Consider the following 22,184-nt stretch of genomic DNA (forward strand, 5'->3'; position numbering starts at 1 on the left):
CGCGGATGAACGAACACGAGCAGCCTGCATTCTGGCCCGCCCAGGGGAATCTTCATCAGGGGCGGGTTTTTGTCCTTAAAGAGGATGTGATTTTTACCGTGCTGGCGCAGGAGGGCGGAATCGCCTGGATGCACGCGCGACATCCTCATTCCGGCGGCTCGTTCATTATCGCCACCGCGGTCAGCGATGAAGAGGAAGAGCGGGCCACCCGGCTGCTCAAAAACGAGTTTGCGCTGCGCGATATGCTGCAGGACAGCTGGGCCATTCGCGCCGTCGCGTCCACCCAGTACCGGGGGCGCTTCGCGCTGGTGTACGCCCCGTTTTCCTTTGAGCTGCTGGCGCGACGCGCGGGCAGGGCGATCTCGGGGATCGCGCGCTTTATCGAGCTGGCGATCCAGATCTGCGCCCCCCTGCGCCAGATGCACCTGCAAAACCTGATCCACGGCGATATCAAGCCCGGCAGCATTTTTGTTCAGCACGATGCCACCTGCCGCCTGGGCAGCTTTGGCCTCTCCTGTACTCTCTCCGATGCTTTCTCCCAGACCCGGCTTGCCGTGTCGGGCGGTACGCCCGCCTGGATGTCGCCGGAGCACACCTCCCGCACCCAGCGCCCCGTTGATAACCGCAGCGATCTCTACAGCCTCGGCATGGTGCTGTATGAACTTCTGACCGGCCGCCTGCCGTTTGAGCTGGGGGAGGACGACCAGACCAACTGGGCGCATTACCACATTGCCTCTGAGCCGCTGGCGCCGGACGCGATACGCCCGGACGTGCCGGGGATGCTGTCGACCATCATCCTGAAGCTGCTGGAAAAGCACCCCGATAACCGCTACCAGACGGTCGACGGGCTGATTGCCGACCTCCGCCGCTGCCAGGCAACGCTGACCTGCGAGGGCGAGATCGTCGCCTTCACCCCCGGCCAGCAGGACCGCACCCCGGCGATCCATCTGGCGGATTCCCTGTTCGCAACCCATCCGCAGGCGAACGACGTTATTGCCGCGTTTGAGCGGGTAGGGCAGAACCGCGTGCCGGAGCTGGTGACGATCGGCGGGCCGTCGGGGATCGGCAAATCCTCAATTATCGCGACGGCGCTCAAAACGCTGCAGCAGCGCACGGTGCTGCTGGCGGTGGGCAAAGTCGATCAGTTTTCGCCGTCGCTGCCCTACGGCGTATTAAGCTCCGCGTTCCGCACCCTAACGCTGCACCTGCTGGGGCTGCCCGCAGACGAGGTGGCGAAGTGGAAAATCCGCCTCTCGCGCGCCCTGGAGGGGTATGAGGAGCTTGCCGTCAGCCTGGTGCCCGAGCTGGGCCTGCTGCTTGAGAGCAAGCCGCGCTTCTCGGCGGATACGTTTTCCATTGATGCCCGGGCGCGCTTCAGCCATATGGTGCTGGCGCTGGTGAAGACCTTTGCCTCGCAGGGCTGCCCGCTGGTGCTGGTGCTCGACGATCTCCAGTGGAGCGACCCCGCCAGCCTGCATACGCTGAACTATCTGCTGAAGAACTGCGGCGCGGTTCCGCTGCTGGTGGTGGTGGCCCATCGCGATATCGGTTCGTTATCCGACCCGACACTGCAACAGCCGCTGGCGAGCCTGCCGGAGGCGGCACAGCACGCGAGCGAGATTGTCCCGCAGGCGCTGTCCGTCAAAGCCGTGGCGCGCTGGCTGGCGACGGTGTTTCGCACCCGCAGCGCGGCGACGGCCGACCTCGCCACGCTGATCCACGAGAAGACCGGCGGCAACCCGCTCTTCGTGCACGAGTTTTTCCGCCGCATCGTTGATGACGGCCTGGTGGTGCATAACAAATATCAGGACAAGTGGCACTACGATCTGCAGGCGATCCGCGCCAGGCATTACACCGAAAACGTCGTCACCCTGGTGCTGGAGCAGCTCGAAGAGCTGCCCGACGAGACGCGCCGCCTGCTGGGCAGCATCGCCTGCCTCGGCGGCACGGGCGAGATGGAGATGATGTGCCGCGTGGTTGGCCTGTCGATGGCGGAAATGCGCTATGCGCTGCACCCGGCGGTGATGGCCCAGCTCATCGTGCTGACGGAAAAAAAGTACGCCTTCACCCACGACAGGGTACAGGAGGCCGCCTTTGCGCTGCTGGACCGGCATGAGAAAAGCCACATTCACCTGACCACCGCCAGCCTGCTGGCCGACGCCGCGCGGCAGGCGGCGGGAAACGAGCTGCTGTTCCGCGCCGTTCACCACGTCACGGCCGCGCTGGACAGCATTCAGCCCGCCCCGCAGCGCCAGAGGTTCCGCGAGCTGAGCCTGCTGGCCGCGCGACGCGCGAAGCGCTCGGGGGATTACCCTTCGGCGCTCGGCTATATCCAGACCGCCAGAGCGCTGGGCAACGCCGGGACGGTGTCAGACTTTATGCTCGATATCGAAGAGGCGGGCTGTGAGTTTGCGCTGGGGCACCTGGAGCGCACCCGCGAGCTGTGTGACGCCATCCTCGGCTGCCCCGGCGGGTTGACCGAAAAGGCGCTGGCGGCCAACCTGCTGGTGGAGGTGTACATTCGCCAGTCGGACAGCCGTCTGGCGCTGGAGGCGGCGCTCTGCTGGCTGGGGGTGTTTGGCATCCAGATTGGCCGCTATCCGCAAGACGCCGACTGCGACGAGGCCTGGGAACGCTTCTGCAACCGCGCGAATGACGCGCCGCAACATCTGTTTGGCCCGCTCTCGCGAATGGACAACCCGGAAACCGAAGCGGTGATGAACCTGCTATATAGCGCCAGCATTTGCGCCAGCTTCATCTGCCCGCGCCTGCATTTCTTACTGCTCTGCCGCATGATGCACCTGACCCTCGACCACGGCATTACCGGGGCGTCCACCACGGCGATGGCCTGGTTTGGCGTGCTGATGGGCCACCGCTACGCCGAGTACCGCCTCGGGTTCCAGTACGGCACCCTGGCCCGCGAGCTGGTCAATCGCCACGGCTACGATGCGTTCGAAGCCAAAACCCTGCTGCCGCTCGACCAGCTCAGCGTCTGGACCCAGCCTTTATCGTTTACCATCGAGTGCGCGAAGGCCTGCTTTAGCGCGGCGGTCACCCACGGCGACATGACGATGGCCTGCTTTGCGGCCTGCCACCAGGTGATTAACTTCCTCTCGCGGGGCGACCACCTGGACGGGGTGCTGACCAGCATCGATCGCGGCCTGGCGTTCGTGCGTAAAACCCACTTCCAGGACGTGGAAACCATTTTGATGGTCCAGCGCGGCTACGTTGAGTTCCTGCGCACGCCGGTCATCGGCACCTGGAGCGCGTCGCAGGTATTGCCGGAGGCGCTGCTTCCCGCGTCGCCGGAGCAGGCGCCGGAGAAGAACGCCACCATGCTGTTCTGGTACTGGCTGTATCGCGGCATGGCGCACTTTACCTGCGGGGAGTATGCCGACGCGCAGGCGGATCTCGAGATGGCGGGCTGGTACGCATGGTCTGCGCCGGGGCACATCCATCTGCTGGACTACCATCTTTACAGCGCTCTGGCGCTGTCGCGTCAGCTGACGCCGGAGACCTTCTCGGCGAACCACCGCCGCAGCATTCACGCCCACTACGACAAAATTGCCCTCTGGGCGCGCATTAATCCCGGCACGTTCGCGGATAAAGAGGCGCTGATCTACGCCGAAATCGTGCGTCTGGACGGGATGAACAGCATCGCGCTGGAGCAGTATGAGAAGGCGGTCCGGCTCTCCCGCGAGGGCGGATTTAACCCGATCAACGCCCTGGCCCACGAGCTGGCGGGGCGCTTTTCGCTGGCCTGCGGCTACCCGACCGCCTCGGACGCGCACTTCCGCGGGGCCATTGCCGCCTGGGGACGCGCGGGCGCGCAGGCCAAAATCCGCCAGCTGGAGCAGGATTTCCCGCACCTGCTGGCCTCGGGGCAGGCCAGCGCTTACGACACGGTGGCCTTCGCCCAGAACGAGACCATCCGCGATCTGCAAAGCGTCATCAAAGCCTCCCGCGCGCTGTCGGAAGAGATTAACCTTGAGCGCTTGATCGAAAACCTGATGACCATTCTGCTCGAACGCGCCGGGGCGCAGCGCGGCCTGCTGCTGCGCGTGAGCGAGAGCCTCATCCCGGAGATCGAGGCCAGCGCCTGGACCAGCACGGAAGGCGTGCGGGTGCGGATCCTGAAAGACGTGCCGACGGCGACCGACCTGCCGCTGTCGGTGCTGGCGGCGGTGATCCGCACCGGGCAGGAGATCCGCACCGGCAGGCCGGAGGAGTTCCATCCCTTCAGCCAGGATCCCTATCTGGTGACCTCCGGGGCGGCCGTGATGTGCGTCCCGATGTTCAAACAGGCGCGGCTGGTGGGGGTGCTGTACCTGGAAAACCGCCTGATGCCGGAGGTCTTCACCGCCGAGCACTCGCGCGTGGTGAGCCTGCTGGGCGCGCAGGCCGCGGTCTCCCTGGAGACGGCGCGGCTGTACGCTGAACTGCTGGCGGAGAACATCCAGCGCCGGCGGGTGGAAAAAGAGCTGCGCGCCAGCCAGACCTCGCTGATGCTGGGCGAGCAGATCAGCCACACCGGCAGCTGGCGCTGGGAGCTGGAGCAGGATCTGATGTTTGTCTCGGACGAGTACGCCCGTATTCTCGGCCTGCCCGAACGGCAAAAGACCATCTCCATGGCGGAGTTTTTGACCTTCGTTCATGAGGACGATTACGCCCGCATCAGCGCTATCGTTACACAGAGCGTGCGCGACGGGCTCTCCATGCGGGCGGAGTTTCGCGTTAAGCGTACCGACGGCTCAACGCGCTACATCCTCGGGATTGGCGATCCGGTGGGCGTGGGCAGCGAGGTGAACGAGTATTACGGCATCATCACCGACATCACCAGCCAGCGCGCCGCGGAGGATGCCATGCGGGTGGCGCAGGCGGATCTGGCGCGGGTGTCCCGCGCCACCACCGTCGGACAGCTGACCTCCTCCATCGCCCACGAGATTAACCAGCCGCTGATGTCGATCGTCTCGAACGCCGGGGCGAGCCTGCGCTGGCTCAGCCGCGAGCCGGCCCGGCTGGACAAGGTCCGCGAAGGGCTGGATGAGATCGCCGCGGAAGGCGCGCGGGCGGGGGAGATCATTCGCAGCATCCAGTCCCTGACGCGCAAGCAGGATCCCACCTTCTCGCGCATCGATCTGCACGACCTGATCCACCACATCATCACGCTCTCGCGCAGCGAGCTGGAGCTGCGACATATAAGCGTTGATTATCTGTTGAAGGCGCAGGAGAGCTTTATCACCGGCGATAGCGTGCAGATCCAGCAGGTGCTGCTCAACCTGGTGATGAACGCCGTCGAGGCGATGGCCGAGGTGACGGATCGCCCCTGCGCCATTACCCTCAGCACCAGCAACGCGGACGGTAAAGTGATCGTCGAGATCGCCGATACCGGCAGCGGCATTGAGCCCGAGCGTCTGGAGCAGATCTTTGACTCGTTCTATTCCACCAAAGCGCAGGGGATGGGGATGGGGCTGACCATCAGCGCCAGCATCATTGAGCGCCACTGCGGGAAGCTGAGCGCGCGCCGCCGGGAGCCGTACGGCACGGTGTTTTCCTTTGCGCTGCCGCTGGCGACACGGGAAGGGTAGAGGTTACTCCGCAGGCTGGCTATTGGTCAGGCGCTCAACGGCCCTGACCAGCTCCGCCACGGAGCGCACCTGCATTTTCTCCATCACGCGGCGGCGGTGCACCTTAACCGTGATCTCGCTGACGCCAAGCTCGGCGGCAATCTGCTTGTTCAGCATGCCGCTTATCGCCAGCGTCAGCACCTCGTGTTCGCGCGGCGTGAGGGACATATGCCGCTGCTTCAGGGCGTAGTGCTCTTTATTGCGCACGGCGTTGTGTTCCGCCAGCCGAAGGGCGGATTCGATGGCGTCGATCAGCGCGCCGGATTCAACGGGCTTGGTGAGAAATTCGTAAGCGCCGCCCTTGATGGCGCGCACCGACATCGGGATGGTGCCGTGGCCGGTAAGGAAAATAATCGGGATCTCGCGCCCGCTGTCTTTGAGCGCGTCAGCCACCTCAAAGCCCGAGATGGCGGGCAGTTGCATGTCGAGGATCACGCACGACGGCAGCTCCTCAAACCGGTGTTGAAGAAACGCTTCTGCCGATGAAAAGCCGATGGCGCTTAAGTCTGCCGATTCCAGCAGCCCGATTACGGACTGCCTGACTGCGTCATCGTCATCTACCACATACACAATGTGTTCCATTCACCGCCCCGGTGCTGATTGACATGTCGAGGATGTAAACAGCCCCGACGGCTACGTAAGGGACTGTTTATACTGACTTTCATCTTAACACATTAAATATCATTATCATTTAACAATATGATAACCGTATGAAGATGAAGTATAGCGAGCCGTGGCGGGGCGGTTAAGGAACGAAACGCTGATTTTATGCACCGACAAGCTCAATGCGGTTGCCGTCCGGGTCCGCAATTACCGCTTCATAGAAGCCGTCCCCGGTCATGCGCGGTGCGCTGAGCAGCGTGCCGTTTGCCCGCGCCCGCTCTGCCATGCTGTCCACCTGCGCCCTGCTGCCGACGTTAATGGCGATATGCGCCCAGCCGATAAACTCCGGGTGCGACGGCGCGCCGGGCAGGTCCGGCAGCGTCATCAGCTCAATGGTCGGCCCGTCATCCAGCGTAATAAAATGGGATTCAAACCCCGGGCGGTTTTGACTGACGTAGCGTTCGTTACTGCGGCCATTAAAAACCGTTTCCCAGAACTGAACCTGTGCCTCGAGGCTGCGGGTCCAGAGTGCGACATGTGCAATATTCATAATAACCCTCGTTGTGTGAAGTGCGCGGTTGTGCAACATTATGCGCATTGATACTCGATTAGACTTTATCAGGGACTTCTTATGCTCGATTATGCTGCTTTTCCGGAACAACGACAAGCGCGGATCCGCCAGATCCTTCAGGAGAGCGGAAGGGTGGTCTGTACCGAGCTGGCGAGCCAGATGAACGTGTCCGAGCACACCATTCGCCGGGATTTACATGAGCTTAGCAAAGAGGGGATCTGTAAAAAGGTCTACGGCGGCGCGGTGCTTCAGCTGCCGGATGCGGGGAATTTTTTTAGCCGCGAACAGAAAATAAGTGCAGAAAAGAACACAATCGCGCAGAAAGCAGCAGCGCTGGTGAAGCCTGGCGGCTGTATTTTTATCGACGCGGGCACGACCAACCTGGCGGTGGCGAAGGCCCTTCCGGCGGATCTCCGCGTTACGGTGGTGACCAACTCCCCGGCGATTGCCGCGGAGCTGCTGCATCATCCGCTGTGCGAGGTGATCGTCACCGGCGGGCAGGTCCAGCGAACCTCCGGCGGCGCGGTGGACGCCACGGCGGCAAGCCAGATCCAGGGCATTATCTTCGACCAGGCGTTTATCGGCGGCTGCGCGATGGACCCGGAGATGGGGCTTACCGGGTTTGATTTCGCCGACTGCGCGTTCAAAAAAGTCGCGATCGCCCAGAGTAACCAGACCATCGTGGCCCTGACCGCCGACAAGCTGCCCGGCGTGGCGCGCTATGCGGTGGCGAAGAGCCGCGACATTGACGTGCTGGTGGTGGAAGAGGGGATGGAAAAGGGCGTTCTTGACGCGTTTGCGGCGCAGGACGTTCGCATTGTGTGCGCCTGAGGACTTTCACGGGTAAAACAGGCTACACTCTGGTTTTGAGCGCTAAATGCTGAGGACATAACAATGCACTACACACTGAAAGAAAGTGACAAGGATAAGGCGGAAGGGTCAAACGGCACGGGCGCGCTGCAGCAAAAACTGCTGGAGTCCCGTTCGATTGTGATCTCCGGCGAGATTAACCAGGAGCTGGCGCAGAAGGTGATCACCCAGATGATCCTGCTGCAAAGCGTCAGCAACGATCCGATCAAGCTGTACATCAACAGCCAGGGCGGCCACGTGGAAGCGGGTGATACCATCCACGACTTTATCAAGTTCATCCGCCCGGAAGTGCATGTTATCGGCACCGGCTGGGTGGCGAGCGCCGGGATCACCATCTTCCTGGCGGCGAAGAAAGAGCACCGCTACTCGCTGCCAAATACCCGCTTTATGATCCACCAGCCGCTGGGCGGCGTGCGCGGTCAGGCGACGGATATTGAGATCGAAGCGCGCGAGATCATCCGCATGCTGGATCGCGTGAACAAGCTGATTGCTGACGCGACCGGCCAGCCGCTGGAAAAAGTGAAAAAAGACACCGACCGCAACTTCTGGATGTCTCCGGCAGAAGCGCTGGACTACGGCATCGTGGGTAAACTGATTACCCATTATGACGAGCTGAAGCTGGATTAAGTTTTCGCCGCGTATGTGTCGGGTGGCGGCTTCGCCTTACCCGACCTACGCGCCCTGGTTTGACCCATGACAAGTTCCCCCTCTGCCTTCTTGCCTATAATCGCGCCTGTTTCCCCTCTCACTGGTGCTATCCATGGCGTATCAACTGAACCTGAACTGGCCGGAATTTCTTGAGAAATACTGGCAAAAAAAACCCGTTGTGCTGAAAAATGCCTTCCCGAATTTTGTCGACCCGATAACCCCGGACGAGCTGGCAGGCCTGGCGATGGAGCCGGAAGTCGATAGCCGCCTGGTGAGCCATTTCAACGGCAAGTGGCAGGCCAGCAATGGTCCGTTTGAGCACTTTGACGATCTGGGCGAAACCGGCTGGTCGCTGCTGGCGCAGGCAGTAAACCACTGGCATATGCCCGCGGCGGAGCTGATGCGTCCGTTCCGCGTCCTGCCGGACTGGCGTCTGGATGACCTGATGATCTCCTTCTCCGTGCCGGGCGGCGGCGTGGGTCCGCATATCGATCAGTATGATGTGTTCATCATTCAGGGGATGGGCAGCCGCCGCTGGCGCGTGGGCGACAGGCTGCCGATGCGTCAGTTCTGCCCGCATCCGGCGCTGCTGCATGTCGATCCGTTCGAGCCAATCATCGACGAAGATCTGGCCCCGGGCGATATCCTCTACATCCCGCCTGGATTCCCGCACGACGGCTTTACCCATGAGACGGCGCTTAACTACTCCGTTGGCTTCCGCGGGCCAAACGGCCGCGATCTGATCAGCAGCTTCGCCGATTACGCGCTGGAAAACGATCTGGGCGGCGAGCACTACAGCGATCCGGATCTGACCTGTCGCGAGCACCCTGGCCGCGTGGAGCAGTACGAGCTCGAACGCCTTCGTCAGATAATGATCGACATGATTAGCAAACCAGATGATTTCACGAAGTGGTTCGGCAGCTTTGTCTCCACGCCGCGCCACGAGCTGGATATCGCCGCCGCCGAGCCGCCGTATGCGCCGGAAGAGGTGCTGGACGCGCTGCAGGGCGGCGAAACGCTGTCTCGCCTGAGCGGCCTGCGCGTGCTGAACGTCAACGGCAGCTTCTTTATCAACAGCGAGCTGCTGGAAACGGTAGACGCGAAGGCGGCGGATGCGCTGTGCCGCTACACCGAACTCGGCCAGGCCGAGCTGGGCGATGCGCTGAACAACCCGACGTTTGTTGAAGAGCTTACCGGGCTGATTAACCAGGGGTACTGGTACTTCGACGAGTAGTGCTGCATGGTTTTCTCCCTCTCCCTGTGGGAGAGGGCCGGGGTGAGGGCATCAGGCCGCACTAGCCCTCCTCCATCGCAATCACAATCGCTTCACCCATCTTCTTCAACGCCTCGCGATTTTTGTCCGTCGGTGGCAGCGCCACGTTGATCCGCAGGCAGTTGCGGTACTTCCCGGAGGCAGAAAACAGCGACCCGGCCGCGGCCTGAATCTTCAGCCGACACAGCTGCTTGCTGACGCACACCATGTCGACCTTCTCCGGTAGCTCAATCCACAGCAGGAAGCTTCCCTGCGGGCGCGTGACGCAAATCTCTGCCGGAAAATACTGCCGCACCCAGCAGGTGTAGGTTTCCATATTCTGCTGATAAATCTGGCGCATGCGGCGCACGTGGCGATGGTAATGGCCGTCGCGGATAAACGCCGCCACCGCCATCTGCGTGCCCGGGACGTTAAACCCGCCCGCGGCGTATTTCATGTGCATCACCCGGTCGTAATAGCGCCCCGGCACAATCCAGCCGACGCGCAGGCCCGGCGCCACGGTTTTGGTAAACGAGCTGCAGAGGATCACACGGCCGTCGATATCCATCGAATGAATGGTGCGCGGGCGCGGGTACTCCGCCGCCAGCTCGCCGTAAATGTCATCCTCCACGATCACGATATCGTGCCGCTGGGCGAGGGCTAAGACCTGCTTTTTCCGCGCTTCGGGCATGATAAACCCGAGCGGGTTGTTGCAGTTGGGCACCAGGATCACCGCTTTGATCGGCCACTGCTCCAGCGCCAGCTCGAGCGCCTCGATGCTGATCCCGGTTTCAGGATCGGTGGGAATTTCAATCGCCTTGATGTCGAAGCCGCGCAGCATCTGCATGGTGCCGTGAAACGACGGCGACTCCACCGCCACGATATCCCCCGGTTTGCACACCGACAGCAGGGCAATCGACAGCGCGCCGTGGCAGCCGTTGGTGATGACAATCTCGTTTGCCGCGACGGTCGAGCCGCCGTCCAGCATCAGGCGGGCGATCTGCTCGCGCAGCTCCAGCCGTCCGTCAAGCACGTCATAGCTCAGCATCTCGCCCGGATTATGCTGCGCAATGCGGCTCATCTCGCGCCACAGCGGCTTCAGGCTCGGCTGGTTAATATCCGGCGAGCCGCCGCCAAAGGAGATCATCTCTTTGTCGGCGCGGGCGTCCAGCAGCATCATCACCTCATCCCACTGGGTCACGTCCACGGGGCGCTGCACCGGGCGGGTCATGGCCGGGACGGGCGGCTGGGTCTTACGCTGCGAAACAAAATAGCCGGAGCGCGGTTGAGGGGTGATCAGCTGGAGATTTTCGAGGATCTGGTAGGCCTGCTGTATGGTGCTGATACTCACGCCGTGCTCCTGGCTCAGCGTGCGTACCGACGGCAGACGTTCGCCGCTGCGATACAGCCCTTGTTCGATACGTTCCGCCAGAAGGTTGGCCAGATGTTGGTAGCGCGTCATGCTGTATCCTTTGTTTTCACCATACAGATTGTTAAACCAGTACAGATTGATGGGTAAACCGCCATGCAGATACCGTTTTAGCGGATCTGTATGGTAAACAAAAGCAGTTTTTGAATCTGTATTGTACAGGCCGTTTTCCGTGATGATAACCCCACTGACACAGCGAGGAGAGCATCATGGAATTCTACGAGAATCGTTCAAAACGTCCGTTTATCGCGTTTGTCTGGGTAGCGAAAACGCTGCGTAACTGGTATCGCATCAACCGTACCCGCCGCATTCTGAGCCAGATGAGCGACGAGCAGCTTAAGGACGTTGGGTTGTCGCGGTATGATGTATGAGCCGCGTCATCGCCCGGTGGCGCTACGCTTACCGGGCCTACGGGATCGAGTAGGCCGGGTAAGGCGAAGCCGCCACCCGGCGATTTTCAGCTCAACAGCGCAAGCGTCTGCCGTTTCGGCCTTTCCAGCAAATCCAGCGCCTCCTGATACGACCGCACGTTGTTATAGCCCATCACCAGCCCGTAGCGCTTCCCGGACCCGCGATACCACTCCGACAGCGCATTGACCTGCAGCTGCTGTTCCTGCCAGCAGCGCGCCACCTCCCGGTCGCCGCTTCCTTTGGTGAGAAACGCCACGATATGCATCCCGCCGTCGTTCTGCTCGGTGAAAAACAGATCGCCATACACCTCCTGCAGGGCGGCAATCATCCAGTCGCGGCGGGTCTGATACAGGGCGCGCATCTTCTTCAGGTGACGAAAGAAATGCCCTTCGTTGAGAAACGCGGTGAGGATCTTTTGCGTCAGCACCGGCTGGCCGCTGGTGGTGATGTCCGCACAGTCGGTAAAGGCCCCAACGGTGCTGGCGGGCATGACCACGTAGCCCATGCGCAGCGACGGCATAATGGTTTTACTGAAGGTGCCCATAAAAATCACCCGGTCGTGCGTGTCGAGGCTTTTCAGCGACGGTAGCACCTTGCGGGTGTAGTGAAATTCCCCGTCGTAATCGTCTTCGATGATCCACGCCGCGTTCTGGCTTGCCCAGTCGAGCAGCTGCTGCTTGCGCGGCAGGGAGAGCGTGACCGCCAGCGGGCTCTGGTGCGACGGGGTCACGATGGCGAAACGGGCGTCGCGATGGTGACGGAGCAGGTATTCCGTGTCGATGCCGCTGCGATCGACCGGCACGGTGTGCAGGCGTGGCACGATCCGCTTGAGCAGCTGCTGGCCCATAAAATAGCCCGGATCTTCAAACACCACCTTGTCGCTGCGGCTGGCAAGCGTGTCGAGGATCAGCCGCAGGCTGCCGCTGTAGCCGCTGGTGATCAGCACCTGCTCGGCGGTGCAGGAGAGCCCGCGCGAAATGTTGAGATAACTGGCGATGGCCTGGCGCAGCGGATACCAGCCCAGCACCGGCGGGTTGAGCATCTCCTCCTGGCGCATGGAACGCGTCGCCTGGCCCGCCAGCAGCAGCCATTTTTTATACGGAAAGCTGTCGAGGGCAGGGATGCCGGGACGCAGAAACCCAGCTCGTTCCCGCTGGCTGATGAGCGATGCCGGAAGCGTGCCGGTGGGCTGTTCCGCAGGGGCAGCCTTGTCCGGCAACAGTAAATCCGGGTTCACCCGCGTGCCGCGCGCGCCCTGGCTCACCAGATACCCTTCCCCCGTCAGGATGGCATACGCCGTTTCGACGGTTTTACGCGCCACCTTCAGCTCTTCGGCCAGCACGCGGATGGCAGGGACCTTATCGCCCGGCTTCAGCACGCCGCGCGTGATGTTGTCGCGATAGCGGGAATAAATCTCGTGATAGCCCGGCTTCATGTCCTACCTCATTTCACGCTTTTTGTATCTTTTTACTATGTCATGAACGGCGTAGATTTGCCTCATCGCATGACACATACAGTGTAAATCAGAGGAAAAACCATGAGCACTCGCGTCAACCACCATAAAGCTACACCTGCCCTCGCTAACGCGCTGTCTGCCCTGAGCATGGAGGTGGCGAAAACCTCCATCGACCCGGCGCTGAAGCACCTGATCGACATTCGCGTATCGCAGCTGAACGGCTGCACCTTCTGCCTGGATATGCACTCGAAAGAGGCCAAAATCGCCGGCGAGCGCGAGCTGCGTCTGTACCATCTGGCGGCCTGGCGCGAGTCCCCGCTGTTCAGCGCCCGAGAGAAAGCCGCGCTGGCGTTCACCGAAGCGCTGACCCAAATCGGCGTTCACGGCGTGAGCGATGCGCTCTACCGCAGCGTGGCGGAATATTTCTCCGACGTGGAAATTTCGGAGCTGAACTTCGCCATCGTGGCGATCAACGCCTGGAACCGTCTGGGGATCACCTCCCGCATGGAGCCCGGCTCGCTGGATGCGGCTTACGGGCTAAACAAGGCTAACCTGGAATAATCCCGCGCTCGCGGATCATCGCCACCAGCGCCCGTAGCCCTGGCGGAACGTGGCGATGGCCGGGGTAATACAGGCGCAGCCCGGCAAAGGGCTGCGCCCACTCGTCTAAGACGCTCACCAGTTCTCCCCGCTCAAGCTCTTCCCGGATATACAGTTCCGGCAAAAATCCCACCCCTAATCCCGCTTTCACGGCGCGGATCGAGGCAAAAAGATCGGACGTCGCAAAGCGCGGCGGCACGGCAAGCGCGTACGTTTCACCCCGACGGGCCAGCTCCCAGCGGTAGATCCCGCCGTGGGCCATGCGCATGCCGATCCCCTGATGCTGGAGAAGATCGTCCGGCGTTTCGGGTATACCGTGACGGGCGAAATAGTCCGGCGTGGCGGTAACAAGCTGGCGGATCTCGCCGGTCAGCGGCACGGCGATCATGTCCTGCGGGACGGACTCTTCAAGGCGGATCCCTGCGTCATAGCCTTCGGCGACGATGTCGATCATCCTCGCTTCGCTTACCGTTTCCACGCGCATTTTCGGGTAGCGGATCATGAAGTCGATCAGCAGCTGGTCCAGAAACAGCGCGCCGATATGGTTCGGCACGTTGAGGCGCAGCGTGCCGGCGGGTTCCCCGGTGTCGCTGTGGATCTCCTCCCCGGCGAGACGGATCTCCTGCAGCGCCGGGCCAATTCGCGCCACGTAGCGCTGCCCGGCGTCGGTGAGGGCCACGCTGCGGGTGGTGCGGTTGAAAAGGCGCGTCTCAAGGCGGCTCTCCAGCCCGGCGATGGCGTTGCTGACCGCCGTGGCGGACATCCCAAGCTCCTGCGCCGCGCCGCGAAAGCTGCCGCGCCGCACCACCGCCATCACCACTTCCAGCTCTGTCAGACCTGAACGATGCATAGATTATCCTGAAAATCGAAACAACCCTTGCAGCATAGCGTGGATTATCGCAACGGAGAAGCCGTGCCAGACTGTGCTCACACAGCCTGAGGAGGTTTATATGCACACCATCGAACAGATCTTTATTAACGGCGAATTTGTTACCCCGCACGGCACCGAGTGGTTTGATTTGTACAACCCTGCGACGGCGCGGGTCATCGGCAAGGTTCGTCTGGCCGATGAGGTCGACGCAGAGCGCGCCATTGCGGCGGCAAAAGCGGCGTTTCCGGCGTGGTCGCAGACCACAAAGCAGGAACGCATCGCAGCGCTAAAACGTATGCACGCCGCCGTGGCCGCTCGCCACGACGATCTACTGGAAGCGGTCATTGAAGAGTACGGTGCGCCGGCCTCGCGCTCGGCGTGGATGGCCAGATACCCGGCGGAGGTGATTGCCCAAGCCATCGAGGCGCTGGAGGCGTTTGAGTTTGTCACCCCCACAGGTGCCGCAACGGTGCAGATGACGCCGCTTGGCGTGGCCGGGCTGATTACGCCGTGGAACAGCGATGCGGGGTTTATCTGCGGCAAGCTGGCGGCCGCGCTCGCGGCGGGCTGTACGGCGGTGATCAAACCGAGCGAAATGAGCGCTCTGCAAACGCAGATCGTCACCGAAGCGCTGCGCGACGCTGAACTGCCGCCGGGCGTGTTTAATATCGTCACCGGGCGCGGCGAGACGGTGGGCGAAACAATTAGTCGTCACCCGGACGTCGCGAAGATTTCGTTTACCGGTTCGACGAATACCGGCAAGGCGATCCTGCGCAACGCGGCGGAAAGCTTTAAGCGCGTGACGCTGGAGCTAGGCGGTAAATCGCCGACGATCCTGCTGGATGATGTGGATCTGACTCAGGCGATCCCGCTGGCGATCCAGGCCGGGTTTATGAACAGCGGGCAGGCGTGCGTAGCCGGGACGCGCATTCTGGTGCCCCGGTCGCGCCAGGCAGAAATTGAAGCCGCGCTGGCGCTGGCCGTGGCGGCGGTAAAATCCGGCGACCCGCGCGATAGCGCGACAGAGGTTGGCCCGATGGTCAGCGAGAAGCAGTGGCAGCGGGTGCAGGGGTATATCCGCAAAGGGATCGAAGAGGGGGCGCGCCTGCTGGCGGGAGGAGAAGGACGACCAGAAGGCACGCGGGACGGCTGGTTCGTGCGCCCGACGCTGTTTGCCGACGTGAACAACCGGATGACCATTGCCCGCGACGAGATCTTCGGCCCGGTGCTGTGCGTCATCCCGTATCAGGACGAGGCGGAGGCGATCGCCATCGCCAATGACACAGAATACGGACTGAGCGCGATGGTGCTGGGCGGCGATGCGGACCGTGCGCGACGCGTGGCGCAGCAGATTGTCTCCGGCCGCGTGCTGGTGAACACCCTGGCCCATGAACCGAAAGCGCCGTTCGGTGGCTTCAAACACTCCGGCGTGGGGCGTGAGATGGGGGAGTGGGGGATCCGGGCATTTATGGAGCCGAGGTCGGTTCTGGGTTAAACCCTGCCCGGTGGCACAACGCTTCGCTCCTTACCGAAGCATCGTGCTTTTTCCTCCTGCATTCTCTCCTCACCCTCACAACGGAGAGACACCCATGATTGCAGTCCTTTTTGAAGCCAAAGCGGAGCCTCATCATCAGGCGCGCTACCTGCAACTTGCCGCCGAACTCAAGCCTTTGCTGGCGGACATCGACGGCTTTATTGATATCGAACGTTTTCAGAGCCTGACCACCGACGGAAAAATTCTCTCGCTCTCCTGGTGGCGTGACGAAGAGGCTGTCCGCCGCTGGAAGCAGAACGCGTTTCACCGGGCGGCGCAGGCCGAAGGGCGCGAGTCGATTTTCGCGTACTACCGCATTCGCGTGGCGCAGGTGGTGCGGGAATATACTTCTGAAACCGGAGGGCATAGCGATGTATGACGTTCATGTGGTTTTTAGCGATATCCCCGGTGAACTGGCGCGCTTTGGACAGCTGCTGGGACGCAGCGGCGTGGGGCTGGAAGGCGGGGGCGTATTTGGCACGCATGCCCACTTCCTGGTGGAAGAGGGGGAAAAAGCCCGTCGCGTGCTGACCGATGGCGGGTTCAACGTGCAGGCCGTACGCAAGCCGGTCATCAGAAAACTCAAGCAGGAGCGTCCCGGCGAGCTGGGTGAAATTGCGGCGGCGCTGGCCGCAAAGGGCGTGTCAATCCTGACCCAATATAGCGACCATGCGAATCACCTTATTCTGCTTACGGATGATGATAAGCTGGCCGCAGAGATCACCAGACCCTGGGCGACGAATGTTAAAGACGAGCTTACCCCCTGATAACAGCGCGGCGCTGGAGCAGGCCGTTGCCGCGGTGGCGGCGGCAATGGCCGATCCGTCACGAGTGAAAATGCTCTGTGCCCTGATGGACGGGCGGGCGTGGACGGCTACCGAACTGAGCGCTGCGGCAGAGGTGGCGCCGTCGACCGCCAGCGGACATCTCGCCCGGCTGCTTGAAGGGCAACTGATAACCTGCCTGTCGCAAGGGCGGCATCGCTATTATCGTCTTGCCGGACACGACGTGGCGGCGCTGGTCGAGCAGATGATGGGGCTCTCCTGGAGCCGCATTGCGCCGCCGGAAACCTCCGCGCCAAAATCCCTGCGTGAAGCCAGGACCTGCTACGACCATCTTGCCGGAACGGTGGCAGTGCAGCTCTATGAGTTCATGCAGGCGGAAGGCTGGCTTGAGGCAGACGGTTCCGCGCTGACGCTGTATGGCCGCGAGCAGTTCCTGATGCTCGACATTCCGCTAAGTTCTCATCCCCGTCGCAAGGCCTGCTGCGCCTGCCTGGACTGGAGCGAGCGGCGGTTTCATCTTGGCGGTGAGGCGGGCGCGGCGCTGTTGATTTATCTGGAAAGTAAAGGCTGGATCCAGCGGGTGGCGGGGTACCGGGAGGTGGTGGTGACGGCTTCAGGAAGGGCTGCCGTCAGGAAGCATTTTAGTCGCTAAAGCCTCTGGGTGAGGGGTTCTCCACAAGATAACGCGTGCACGGACGACTCCCTCTCCTCTTAGGGGAGAGGGTTGGGGTGAGGGGAACATACGGCTGAGGTGGTATTTCCGTTCACTTCACGTCCCCTGCTACTCTGTGACGGCCACATCGGTGAACGTGCCAGGGTGGCTCAGTCGCCACCACCCTGGCGACCCGGGCTCCCGGCGGTAAATCGCCGCTTCGCGGTGCCCTCGGCTTATTCCTTCCGGCTTATCGGGGACGGGCGGAGGTAACGTCCCTGTAAAGCCCGCTCTCTCGGCGCATCCCTGCGCCTCGCCCCGGCCTTACGGAAACGCCTCGGCGATTTACAGCCGGACCAGGGCATCGCTGTAAGCCATTAATTTTTGTGAAGCAACATTCATCGCTTTCGGTTAAAAAATTACTGGGGATTCCTCACCCCCACAGGGAGAGGGAGATATCCTTTCGCAATTCCTGCTCTTTCGCCTCATGTTTCTTGATACTTACCCTGATAACTATTATCGTGACCGCGTGTGACGAGAGGTTTCCCCATGAGTGAAGAAGAACTGTTCTGCCGCAGGCCGATGGGCATGCGGATGGCGATGATCGTGCGCCAGTGGCGCGCCGTTATTGACGACGCCATTCTCGATACCGGGTTAACCCAGTCGAGCTGGACGGTGATGATGCAGCTGCATCAGCTCGGGGATAACGTCTCGGTGAGTGAGCTGGCGGAGGTGCAGGGCATTGAACTGCCGCCGCTGATGCGCACCCTGACACAGCTGGAAAAACAGGGTTACCTGCTGCGCACCGTATCGCCTTATGACAAGCGCATCCGGCTTCTGACGCTGACGCCTGAGGGAAAAGCTGTACTCAAAAGGCTCACCCAGGTCATTGAGACGCTTCAGACGCGCGTATCGCAAAATATCGCGCCGGAACATCTCGACGTTTTCAGCGCCACCCTGAATCAAATCGCCTGCAATTTGCGGACAATCCGCGAAGATGATAACAAGACCGAAAAATAATGACTCCTGAACAAAAGTTTGCCCGCTGGGTAAGGGTGAGTATTGCCTCTTTCCTGCTGATGTTTGTCTACTTTGTCGTCGCCGATATCTGGATCCCGCTGACGCCGGACTCCACCGTGATGCGCGTGGTAACGCCGGTTTCTCCGCGCGTTTCCGGCTATGTGGCGGCCGTGCATGTTCACAACAACAGCCAGGTGAAGCGGGGCGATCTGCTGTTTGAGCTCGATGACACGCCGTTTCGCAATAAAGTGGAAGCGGCGCAAATCGCGCTCGAGCAGGCTCGCCTTTCCAACGAACAGCTGGACGCGCAGATCGCCGCCGCGCAGGCTAGCCTGAAAACCGCGGTGCTGACCGCGCGTAACGACAAAGTGACCTTCGATCGCTACCAGAAGCTGAGCACGCTACAGAACGTCTCGCAGTCGGATCTGGATAAGGTCCGCACCACCTGGCAGAGCAGCGAGCAGTCCGTCAGCTCGATTCAGGCGAACATCCAGAACCTGCGCATTCAGCGCGGCGAGCGGGACGAGCACCGCAACGTGACGCTGCAAAAATACCGTAACGCGCTGGACGAAGCGGAGCTGAACCTCGGCTGGACGAAGGTCTACGCCCAGGCGGACGGCACGGTCAGCAACCTGCAGCTAAGCCCAGGTTTTTACGCCACCTCCGGCTCGGCCGCGCTGGCGCTGGTGAATAACCAGACCGATATCGTGGCCGATTTTCGTGAAAAAAGCCTGCGCCATACCCACCAGGGCACCGATGCCGCCGTGGTGTTTGACGCCTTCCCGGGGCACGTTTTCCGCGCCCACGTGACCAGCAGCGACGCGGGGATCCTCGCCGGTCAGGAGGCCGTTAACGGCCAGCTTTCCGAGCCGGAAACATCTAACCGCTGGGTACGTGACGCCCAGCGGATGCGCATTCACGTGACGCTGGACGAGCCGCTGCCGAAGCATCTGCCGACCGGCGCCCGCGCGACCGTGCAGCTCTACAATAGCGAAGGGCCGTTTGCGCGCTTCTTCTCCGGGATGCAAATCCACCTGGTGAGCCTGCTTCACTATGTCTATTAGCACCCTGGCGCGGGTGTTTACCCCGCACGGCAACATCGTCTATACGGCAAACGACTTTCGCCAGACCCTGCGCATCGTCTTTGCCGGGATGATTGCGCTCAGCATCTCCAGCTTTTACAACACCAGCTACGGCGTGTTTTTTGTTGTCTACCCGATCATGCTGCTGTCGCTGGTCCCGGTGTTTAACCGCCACGTGGCGAAGCAGTTTATCTTCAGCGCATCGCTCAACTGCGTGGAAATGGTGATTATTATCGGCTATCTGTCGCAATGGCCGGTCATCATGACGCTGGTGGTGTTTGCCCTATACGTGATGCGCTTTCGCTTTATGAGCAAGGGGCCGCTGTTTCTGTTCGGTTCAATGGGCGTGGTGTGCCAGAGCGTGATGCTCAATTTTATGAGCTACCCCACCACCAACTGGCACACGCTGCTGTTTTCCAACATCGAAGCGAGCGTGATGGCGGTGTGCCTGAGCGCGCTGATGAACTATCTGCTGCCGGACGTCGAGCCGCGCAGGCCGCCGCCGCTGATTGAGAAAGACGACGCCCGCGTGCGCCACGAGTCGTTGCTCTCCGGCACCGTCGCAACGCTGATTTTCGTTGTGTTTCAGATGAGCGATTTAAGCGATTCGCTTTCGGCGCTGATGGCGGGGATTTTAATCCTGTTCCCGATGCACTATCGCGGCGCGGTGATGAGCTCCATCTGGCGCGTGGTCGGCGTGGTGCTGGGCTGTCTCTATATTCTGGTCGTCCAGCTTATCCTCTACGACCACAGCAGCCATATGCTGCTGATGATGCCGCTGATCGGCCTCGGGCTGGCGTTTGGCGCGCGCCTGCACGTGATGGAGAAGGTCGGTGCCGGCGTGGGATTCTCCAGCATTACCACCATCGGCATTATGTTCGGGCAGAACATGCATCCGGACAGCGACCTGGTGTTCAGCGATCTTTATCGCATCACCTCCGTCACCTTTTCGCTGGTGGCGACGCTGACGATGGTCTTTCTGGTGCATTTGATCCTGAACCGCTTCGAGGCGACGCGCTACATCATCGCGCCACCTAAAGCAGATTAATGCCCCAGCACGGCGGGGAGTTGTGAAAGTAAAAACAGGATCAGGCCAATCGTCCCGCCTACCAGCGTGCCGTTGACGCGGATAAACTGCAGATCCTTGCCGATGTTCAGCTCAATCTGCCGGGACATGTCTTTGGCATCCCAGCTTTTGACCGTGTCGCTGATGTGGCGAGTAAGAAACGTCGCGAAATCCGGCGCGAGGCGGTGCGCGGCCTGTTCCAGATGCTCGTTCAGCGACGCCCGCAGGCTGGCGTCGTGCGTGAGCGTTTCGCCAAACCACAGCCCGGCGTTGGCGATGCGCTGCTTCACGCGCGAGTCTTCACTCTGCATATCCGCCTTTAGCCACTGGCGCAGGTCGGCCCACATCTCTCCCAGATAACGGTTAAACGCCTCGTCGTTTTTCAGGTAGTGTTTGATGTTGTCGGCTTTTGCCGCCATTTCCGGATCGTTTTTCAGGTTGTCGATAAGCTTCAGCGTGGCGCGGTCGAACGCCTGGCGGATCTGGTGCGTGCGGTCGTGGCTGATGTCGTCCAGCAGGGTGTTCACCGCGTTCGACACCATCTCCGCGCTTTGATCGCCCAGCCACTCGGTGGGCAGCACCATCGCTTTGCGCGGGTGCTCGGTCTTCAGCCAGTGGACAATCTGATCGGCAATAAAGTCCCGCGTGCTTTCCCGCTGAATCAGGGTGATCAGGCGGTTGATGATGGCGTCCAGCAGCACCTGGTGGCGGTTGTTTTTGGTCATGCTCTCCAGCATCACGGCGCTGGTTTCGGTGAAGTCGACCTTGTCGATGGCCTTATGCACCGCGCGTTTGAGCAGGCGCTGGATGCGCCCGTCGTCGGTCAATTCGAGAAAACCGCTCATCACCTGCATCAGATGCAGCCCGACGCGCTGGGCGTTATCAGGCTTGCTGAACCAGGCTCCTATCATCTGTGCGGGCTCATAGCGGCGGATCAACGCCACCAGCGACTGGGTATCCAGAAACTTCTCCTGCACGAACTGGCCGAGATTGTCGCCGATTCGGTCCTTATTGCGCGGGATGATCGCCGTATGGCGCGAAATAAACGGAATGGGCACCCGGCGGAACAGCGCGACCACGGCAAACCAGTCTGCCAGCGCGCCGACCATCGCCGCCTCGGCAATGGCTTTCACGCCGCGCACCCAAAAGGTCTGCGGCAGGAACAGGGTGGTGATAAACGCCGCGGCGGCAACCAGCAGCAGCGCCAGCGCCAGCAGCTTGGCACGTTTGAGTTCAGCTATTTTTTCCATGGGTTAAGGATAGAGGCAAGTGAACCAAAAGTGCAAAGAGGGTGCAAAGGGAGGATAAAGCTACACTGAGCGAGTTAGCATTTATCATCTAAAAATAAATGGGTCAAAGATGTTCATTTTAAAAAGCATGGGCCTATTGAGCTCGTTCTGCTTTGTTATAAAAAATTATCTGGCATTACCGTGATGGAGCTATGATTTATTCAGATGATTGGCATTCTTGTTTGGATGATAATTAATTGACTCTGGGGACTATTAATCTTTCAAGGAACTGATTGGGAATGCAGGAAAATAATGAATTTTTTTGATGTTACATCTCACTTTAAGTCCAATTTTATCTATTGGACGTACTATATCTTGATTAAAATAGAAAATGGTTGAAACTATATATTTAATGAAGTATTCTGGCATAATATAGATATTCTAGGTTGTTCCGATTTTTATACCATTTGCTGGTTTG

Annotated in this window: 19 protein-coding genes; 13 read left to right on the plus strand and 6 right to left on the minus strand. The window is 60.8% G+C overall.

Annotated elements, in window-relative coordinates:
• The first annotated feature begins 5 nt into the window (after nucleotides 1-5).
• Complete coding sequence (locus tag ABR39_RS06240) at nucleotides 6-5,588, plus strand: ATP-binding protein (RefSeq protein WP_047346215.1); 5,583 nt, start codon at nucleotides 6-8, stop codon at nucleotides 5,586-5,588.
• Nucleotides 5,589-5,591: 3 nt separating this feature from the next.
• On the opposite strand, the gene ABR39_RS06245 is transcribed toward ABR39_RS06240, so the two are convergent.
• Nucleotides 5,592-6,209, minus strand: coding sequence for a response regulator transcription factor (locus tag ABR39_RS06245; RefSeq protein ID WP_047346216.1), 618 nt, complete (start codon nucleotides 6,207-6,209; stop codon nucleotides 5,592-5,594).
• 184 nt (nucleotides 6,210-6,393) lie between these two features.
• Complete coding sequence (locus ABR39_RS06250; protein ID WP_047346217.1) at nucleotides 6,394-6,780, minus strand: VOC family protein; 387 nt, start codon at nucleotides 6,778-6,780, stop codon at nucleotides 6,394-6,396.
• Between the two features lie 81 nt (nucleotides 6,781-6,861).
• On the opposite strand from ABR39_RS06250, the gene ABR39_RS06255 reads away from it, so the two are divergent.
• The 3 genes from ABR39_RS06255 to ABR39_RS06265 all read left to right on the plus strand — a co-directional run bounded on the left by ABR39_RS06255 (nucleotide 6,862) and on the right by ABR39_RS06265 (nucleotide 9,553).
• Nucleotides 6,862-7,632, plus strand: coding sequence for a DeoR/GlpR family DNA-binding transcription regulator (locus ABR39_RS06255; RefSeq protein ID WP_047346218.1), 771 nt, complete (start codon nucleotides 6,862-6,864; stop codon nucleotides 7,630-7,632).
• Between the two features lie 63 nt (nucleotides 7,633-7,695).
• Nucleotides 7,696-8,298, plus strand: a complete 603-nt coding sequence (locus tag ABR39_RS06260; RefSeq protein ID WP_047346219.1) for an ATP-dependent Clp protease proteolytic subunit — start codon at nucleotides 7,696-7,698, stop codon at nucleotides 8,296-8,298.
• A 133-nt stretch (nucleotides 8,299-8,431) separates the two neighbouring features.
• Nucleotides 8,432-9,553, plus strand: coding sequence for a cupin domain-containing protein (locus tag ABR39_RS06265; protein WP_047346220.1), 1,122 nt, complete (start codon nucleotides 8,432-8,434; stop codon nucleotides 9,551-9,553).
• A gap of 61 nt (nucleotides 9,554-9,614) precedes the next feature.
• Here the strand turns inward: ABR39_RS06265 and ABR39_RS06270 are convergent, their stop codons facing one another.
• Entirely contained in the window at nucleotides 9,615-11,033 is a 1,419-nt protein-coding gene (locus ABR39_RS06270) for a PLP-dependent aminotransferase family protein (protein ID WP_047346221.1), read from the minus strand.
• 176 nt (nucleotides 11,034-11,209) lie between these two features.
• Here ABR39_RS06270 and ABR39_RS24105 point away from each other — a divergent pair, with 176 nt between their 5' ends.
• A complete protein-coding gene (locus tag ABR39_RS24105) occupies nucleotides 11,210-11,371 on the plus strand; it encodes a DUF1127 domain-containing protein (protein WP_003863073.1) in 162 nt (53 codons plus the stop codon).
• Nucleotides 11,372-11,457: 86 nt separating this feature from the next.
• Here the strand turns inward: ABR39_RS24105 and ABR39_RS06275 are convergent, their stop codons facing one another.
• Entirely contained in the window at nucleotides 11,458-12,846 is a 1,389-nt protein-coding gene (locus ABR39_RS06275; protein ID WP_047346222.1) for a PLP-dependent aminotransferase family protein, read from the minus strand.
• A 102-nt stretch (nucleotides 12,847-12,948) separates the two neighbouring features.
• Here ABR39_RS06275 and ABR39_RS06280 point away from each other — a divergent pair, with 102 nt between their 5' ends.
• Nucleotides 12,949-13,428, plus strand: coding sequence for a carboxymuconolactone decarboxylase family protein (locus ABR39_RS06280; RefSeq protein ID WP_047346223.1), 480 nt, complete (start codon nucleotides 12,949-12,951; stop codon nucleotides 13,426-13,428).
• Here ABR39_RS06280 and ABR39_RS06285 read toward each other — a convergent pair.
• Nucleotides 13,415-14,317 (minus strand): LysR family transcriptional regulator, encoded by a 903-nt coding sequence (locus ABR39_RS06285; protein WP_047346224.1) that lies wholly within the window; start codon nucleotides 14,315-14,317, stop codon nucleotides 13,415-13,417. The two genes, ABR39_RS06280 and ABR39_RS06285, sit on opposite strands and share 14 nt — an antisense overlap.
• Nucleotides 14,318-14,417: 100 nt before the next feature.
• Between ABR39_RS06285 and ABR39_RS06290 the strand changes: the two genes are divergently transcribed.
• The 7 genes from ABR39_RS06290 to ABR39_RS06320 all read left to right on the plus strand — a co-directional run bounded on the left by ABR39_RS06290 (nucleotide 14,418) and on the right by ABR39_RS06320 (nucleotide 20,459).
• The gene (locus tag ABR39_RS06290) at nucleotides 14,418-15,833 is read left to right on the plus strand and encodes an aldehyde dehydrogenase family protein (protein WP_047346225.1); all 1,416 of its coding nucleotides are present in this window, start codon (nucleotides 14,418-14,420) and stop codon (nucleotides 15,831-15,833) included.
• A 94-nt stretch (nucleotides 15,834-15,927) separates the two neighbouring features.
• Nucleotides 15,928-16,251 carry an antibiotic biosynthesis monooxygenase family protein gene (locus ABR39_RS06295; protein ID WP_047346226.1) on the plus strand — a complete coding sequence of 108 codons (324 nt, stop codon included), beginning with the start codon at nucleotides 15,928-15,930 and terminating at the stop codon, nucleotides 16,249-16,251.
• A complete protein-coding gene (locus ABR39_RS06300) occupies nucleotides 16,244-16,639 on the plus strand; it encodes an amino acid-binding protein (RefSeq protein WP_047346227.1) in 396 nt (131 codons plus the stop codon). The genes ABR39_RS06295 and ABR39_RS06300 overlap by 8 nt, the downstream gene beginning before the upstream one ends.
• Nucleotides 16,614-17,309, plus strand: coding sequence for an ArsR/SmtB family transcription factor (locus ABR39_RS06305; RefSeq protein ID WP_047346228.1), 696 nt, complete (start codon nucleotides 16,614-16,616; stop codon nucleotides 17,307-17,309). The genes ABR39_RS06300 and ABR39_RS06305 overlap by 26 nt, the downstream gene beginning before the upstream one ends.
• 549 nt (nucleotides 17,310-17,858) lie before the next feature.
• A complete protein-coding gene (locus tag ABR39_RS06310; protein ID WP_047346229.1) occupies nucleotides 17,859-18,329 on the plus strand; it encodes a MarR family winged helix-turn-helix transcriptional regulator in 471 nt (156 codons plus the stop codon).
• Nucleotides 18,326-19,393 (plus strand): HlyD family secretion protein, encoded by a 1,068-nt coding sequence (locus ABR39_RS06315; protein ID WP_123138629.1) that lies wholly within the window; start codon nucleotides 18,326-18,328, stop codon nucleotides 19,391-19,393. The genes ABR39_RS06310 and ABR39_RS06315 overlap by 4 nt, the downstream gene beginning before the upstream one ends.
• Entirely contained in the window at nucleotides 19,383-20,459 is a 1,077-nt protein-coding gene (locus tag ABR39_RS06320; RefSeq protein WP_047346231.1) for a DUF2955 domain-containing protein, read from the plus strand. The genes ABR39_RS06315 and ABR39_RS06320 overlap by 11 nt, the downstream gene beginning before the upstream one ends.
• Here the strand turns inward: ABR39_RS06320 and ABR39_RS06325 are convergent.
• On the minus strand, nucleotides 20,456-21,727 hold the full coding sequence (locus ABR39_RS06325; RefSeq protein WP_047346232.1) for a DUF445 domain-containing protein: 1,272 nt from the start codon (nucleotides 21,725-21,727) through the stop codon (nucleotides 20,456-20,458). The genes ABR39_RS06320 and ABR39_RS06325 overlap by 4 nt on opposite strands.
• Nucleotides 21,728-22,184: the final 457 nt, after the last annotated feature.

The sequence above is a fragment of the Enterobacter genomosp. O genome (genome assembly GCF_001022965.1).
In the GTDB taxonomy this organism is placed as follows: domain Bacteria; phylum Pseudomonadota; class Gammaproteobacteria; order Enterobacterales; family Enterobacteriaceae; genus Enterobacter; species Enterobacter cloacae_L.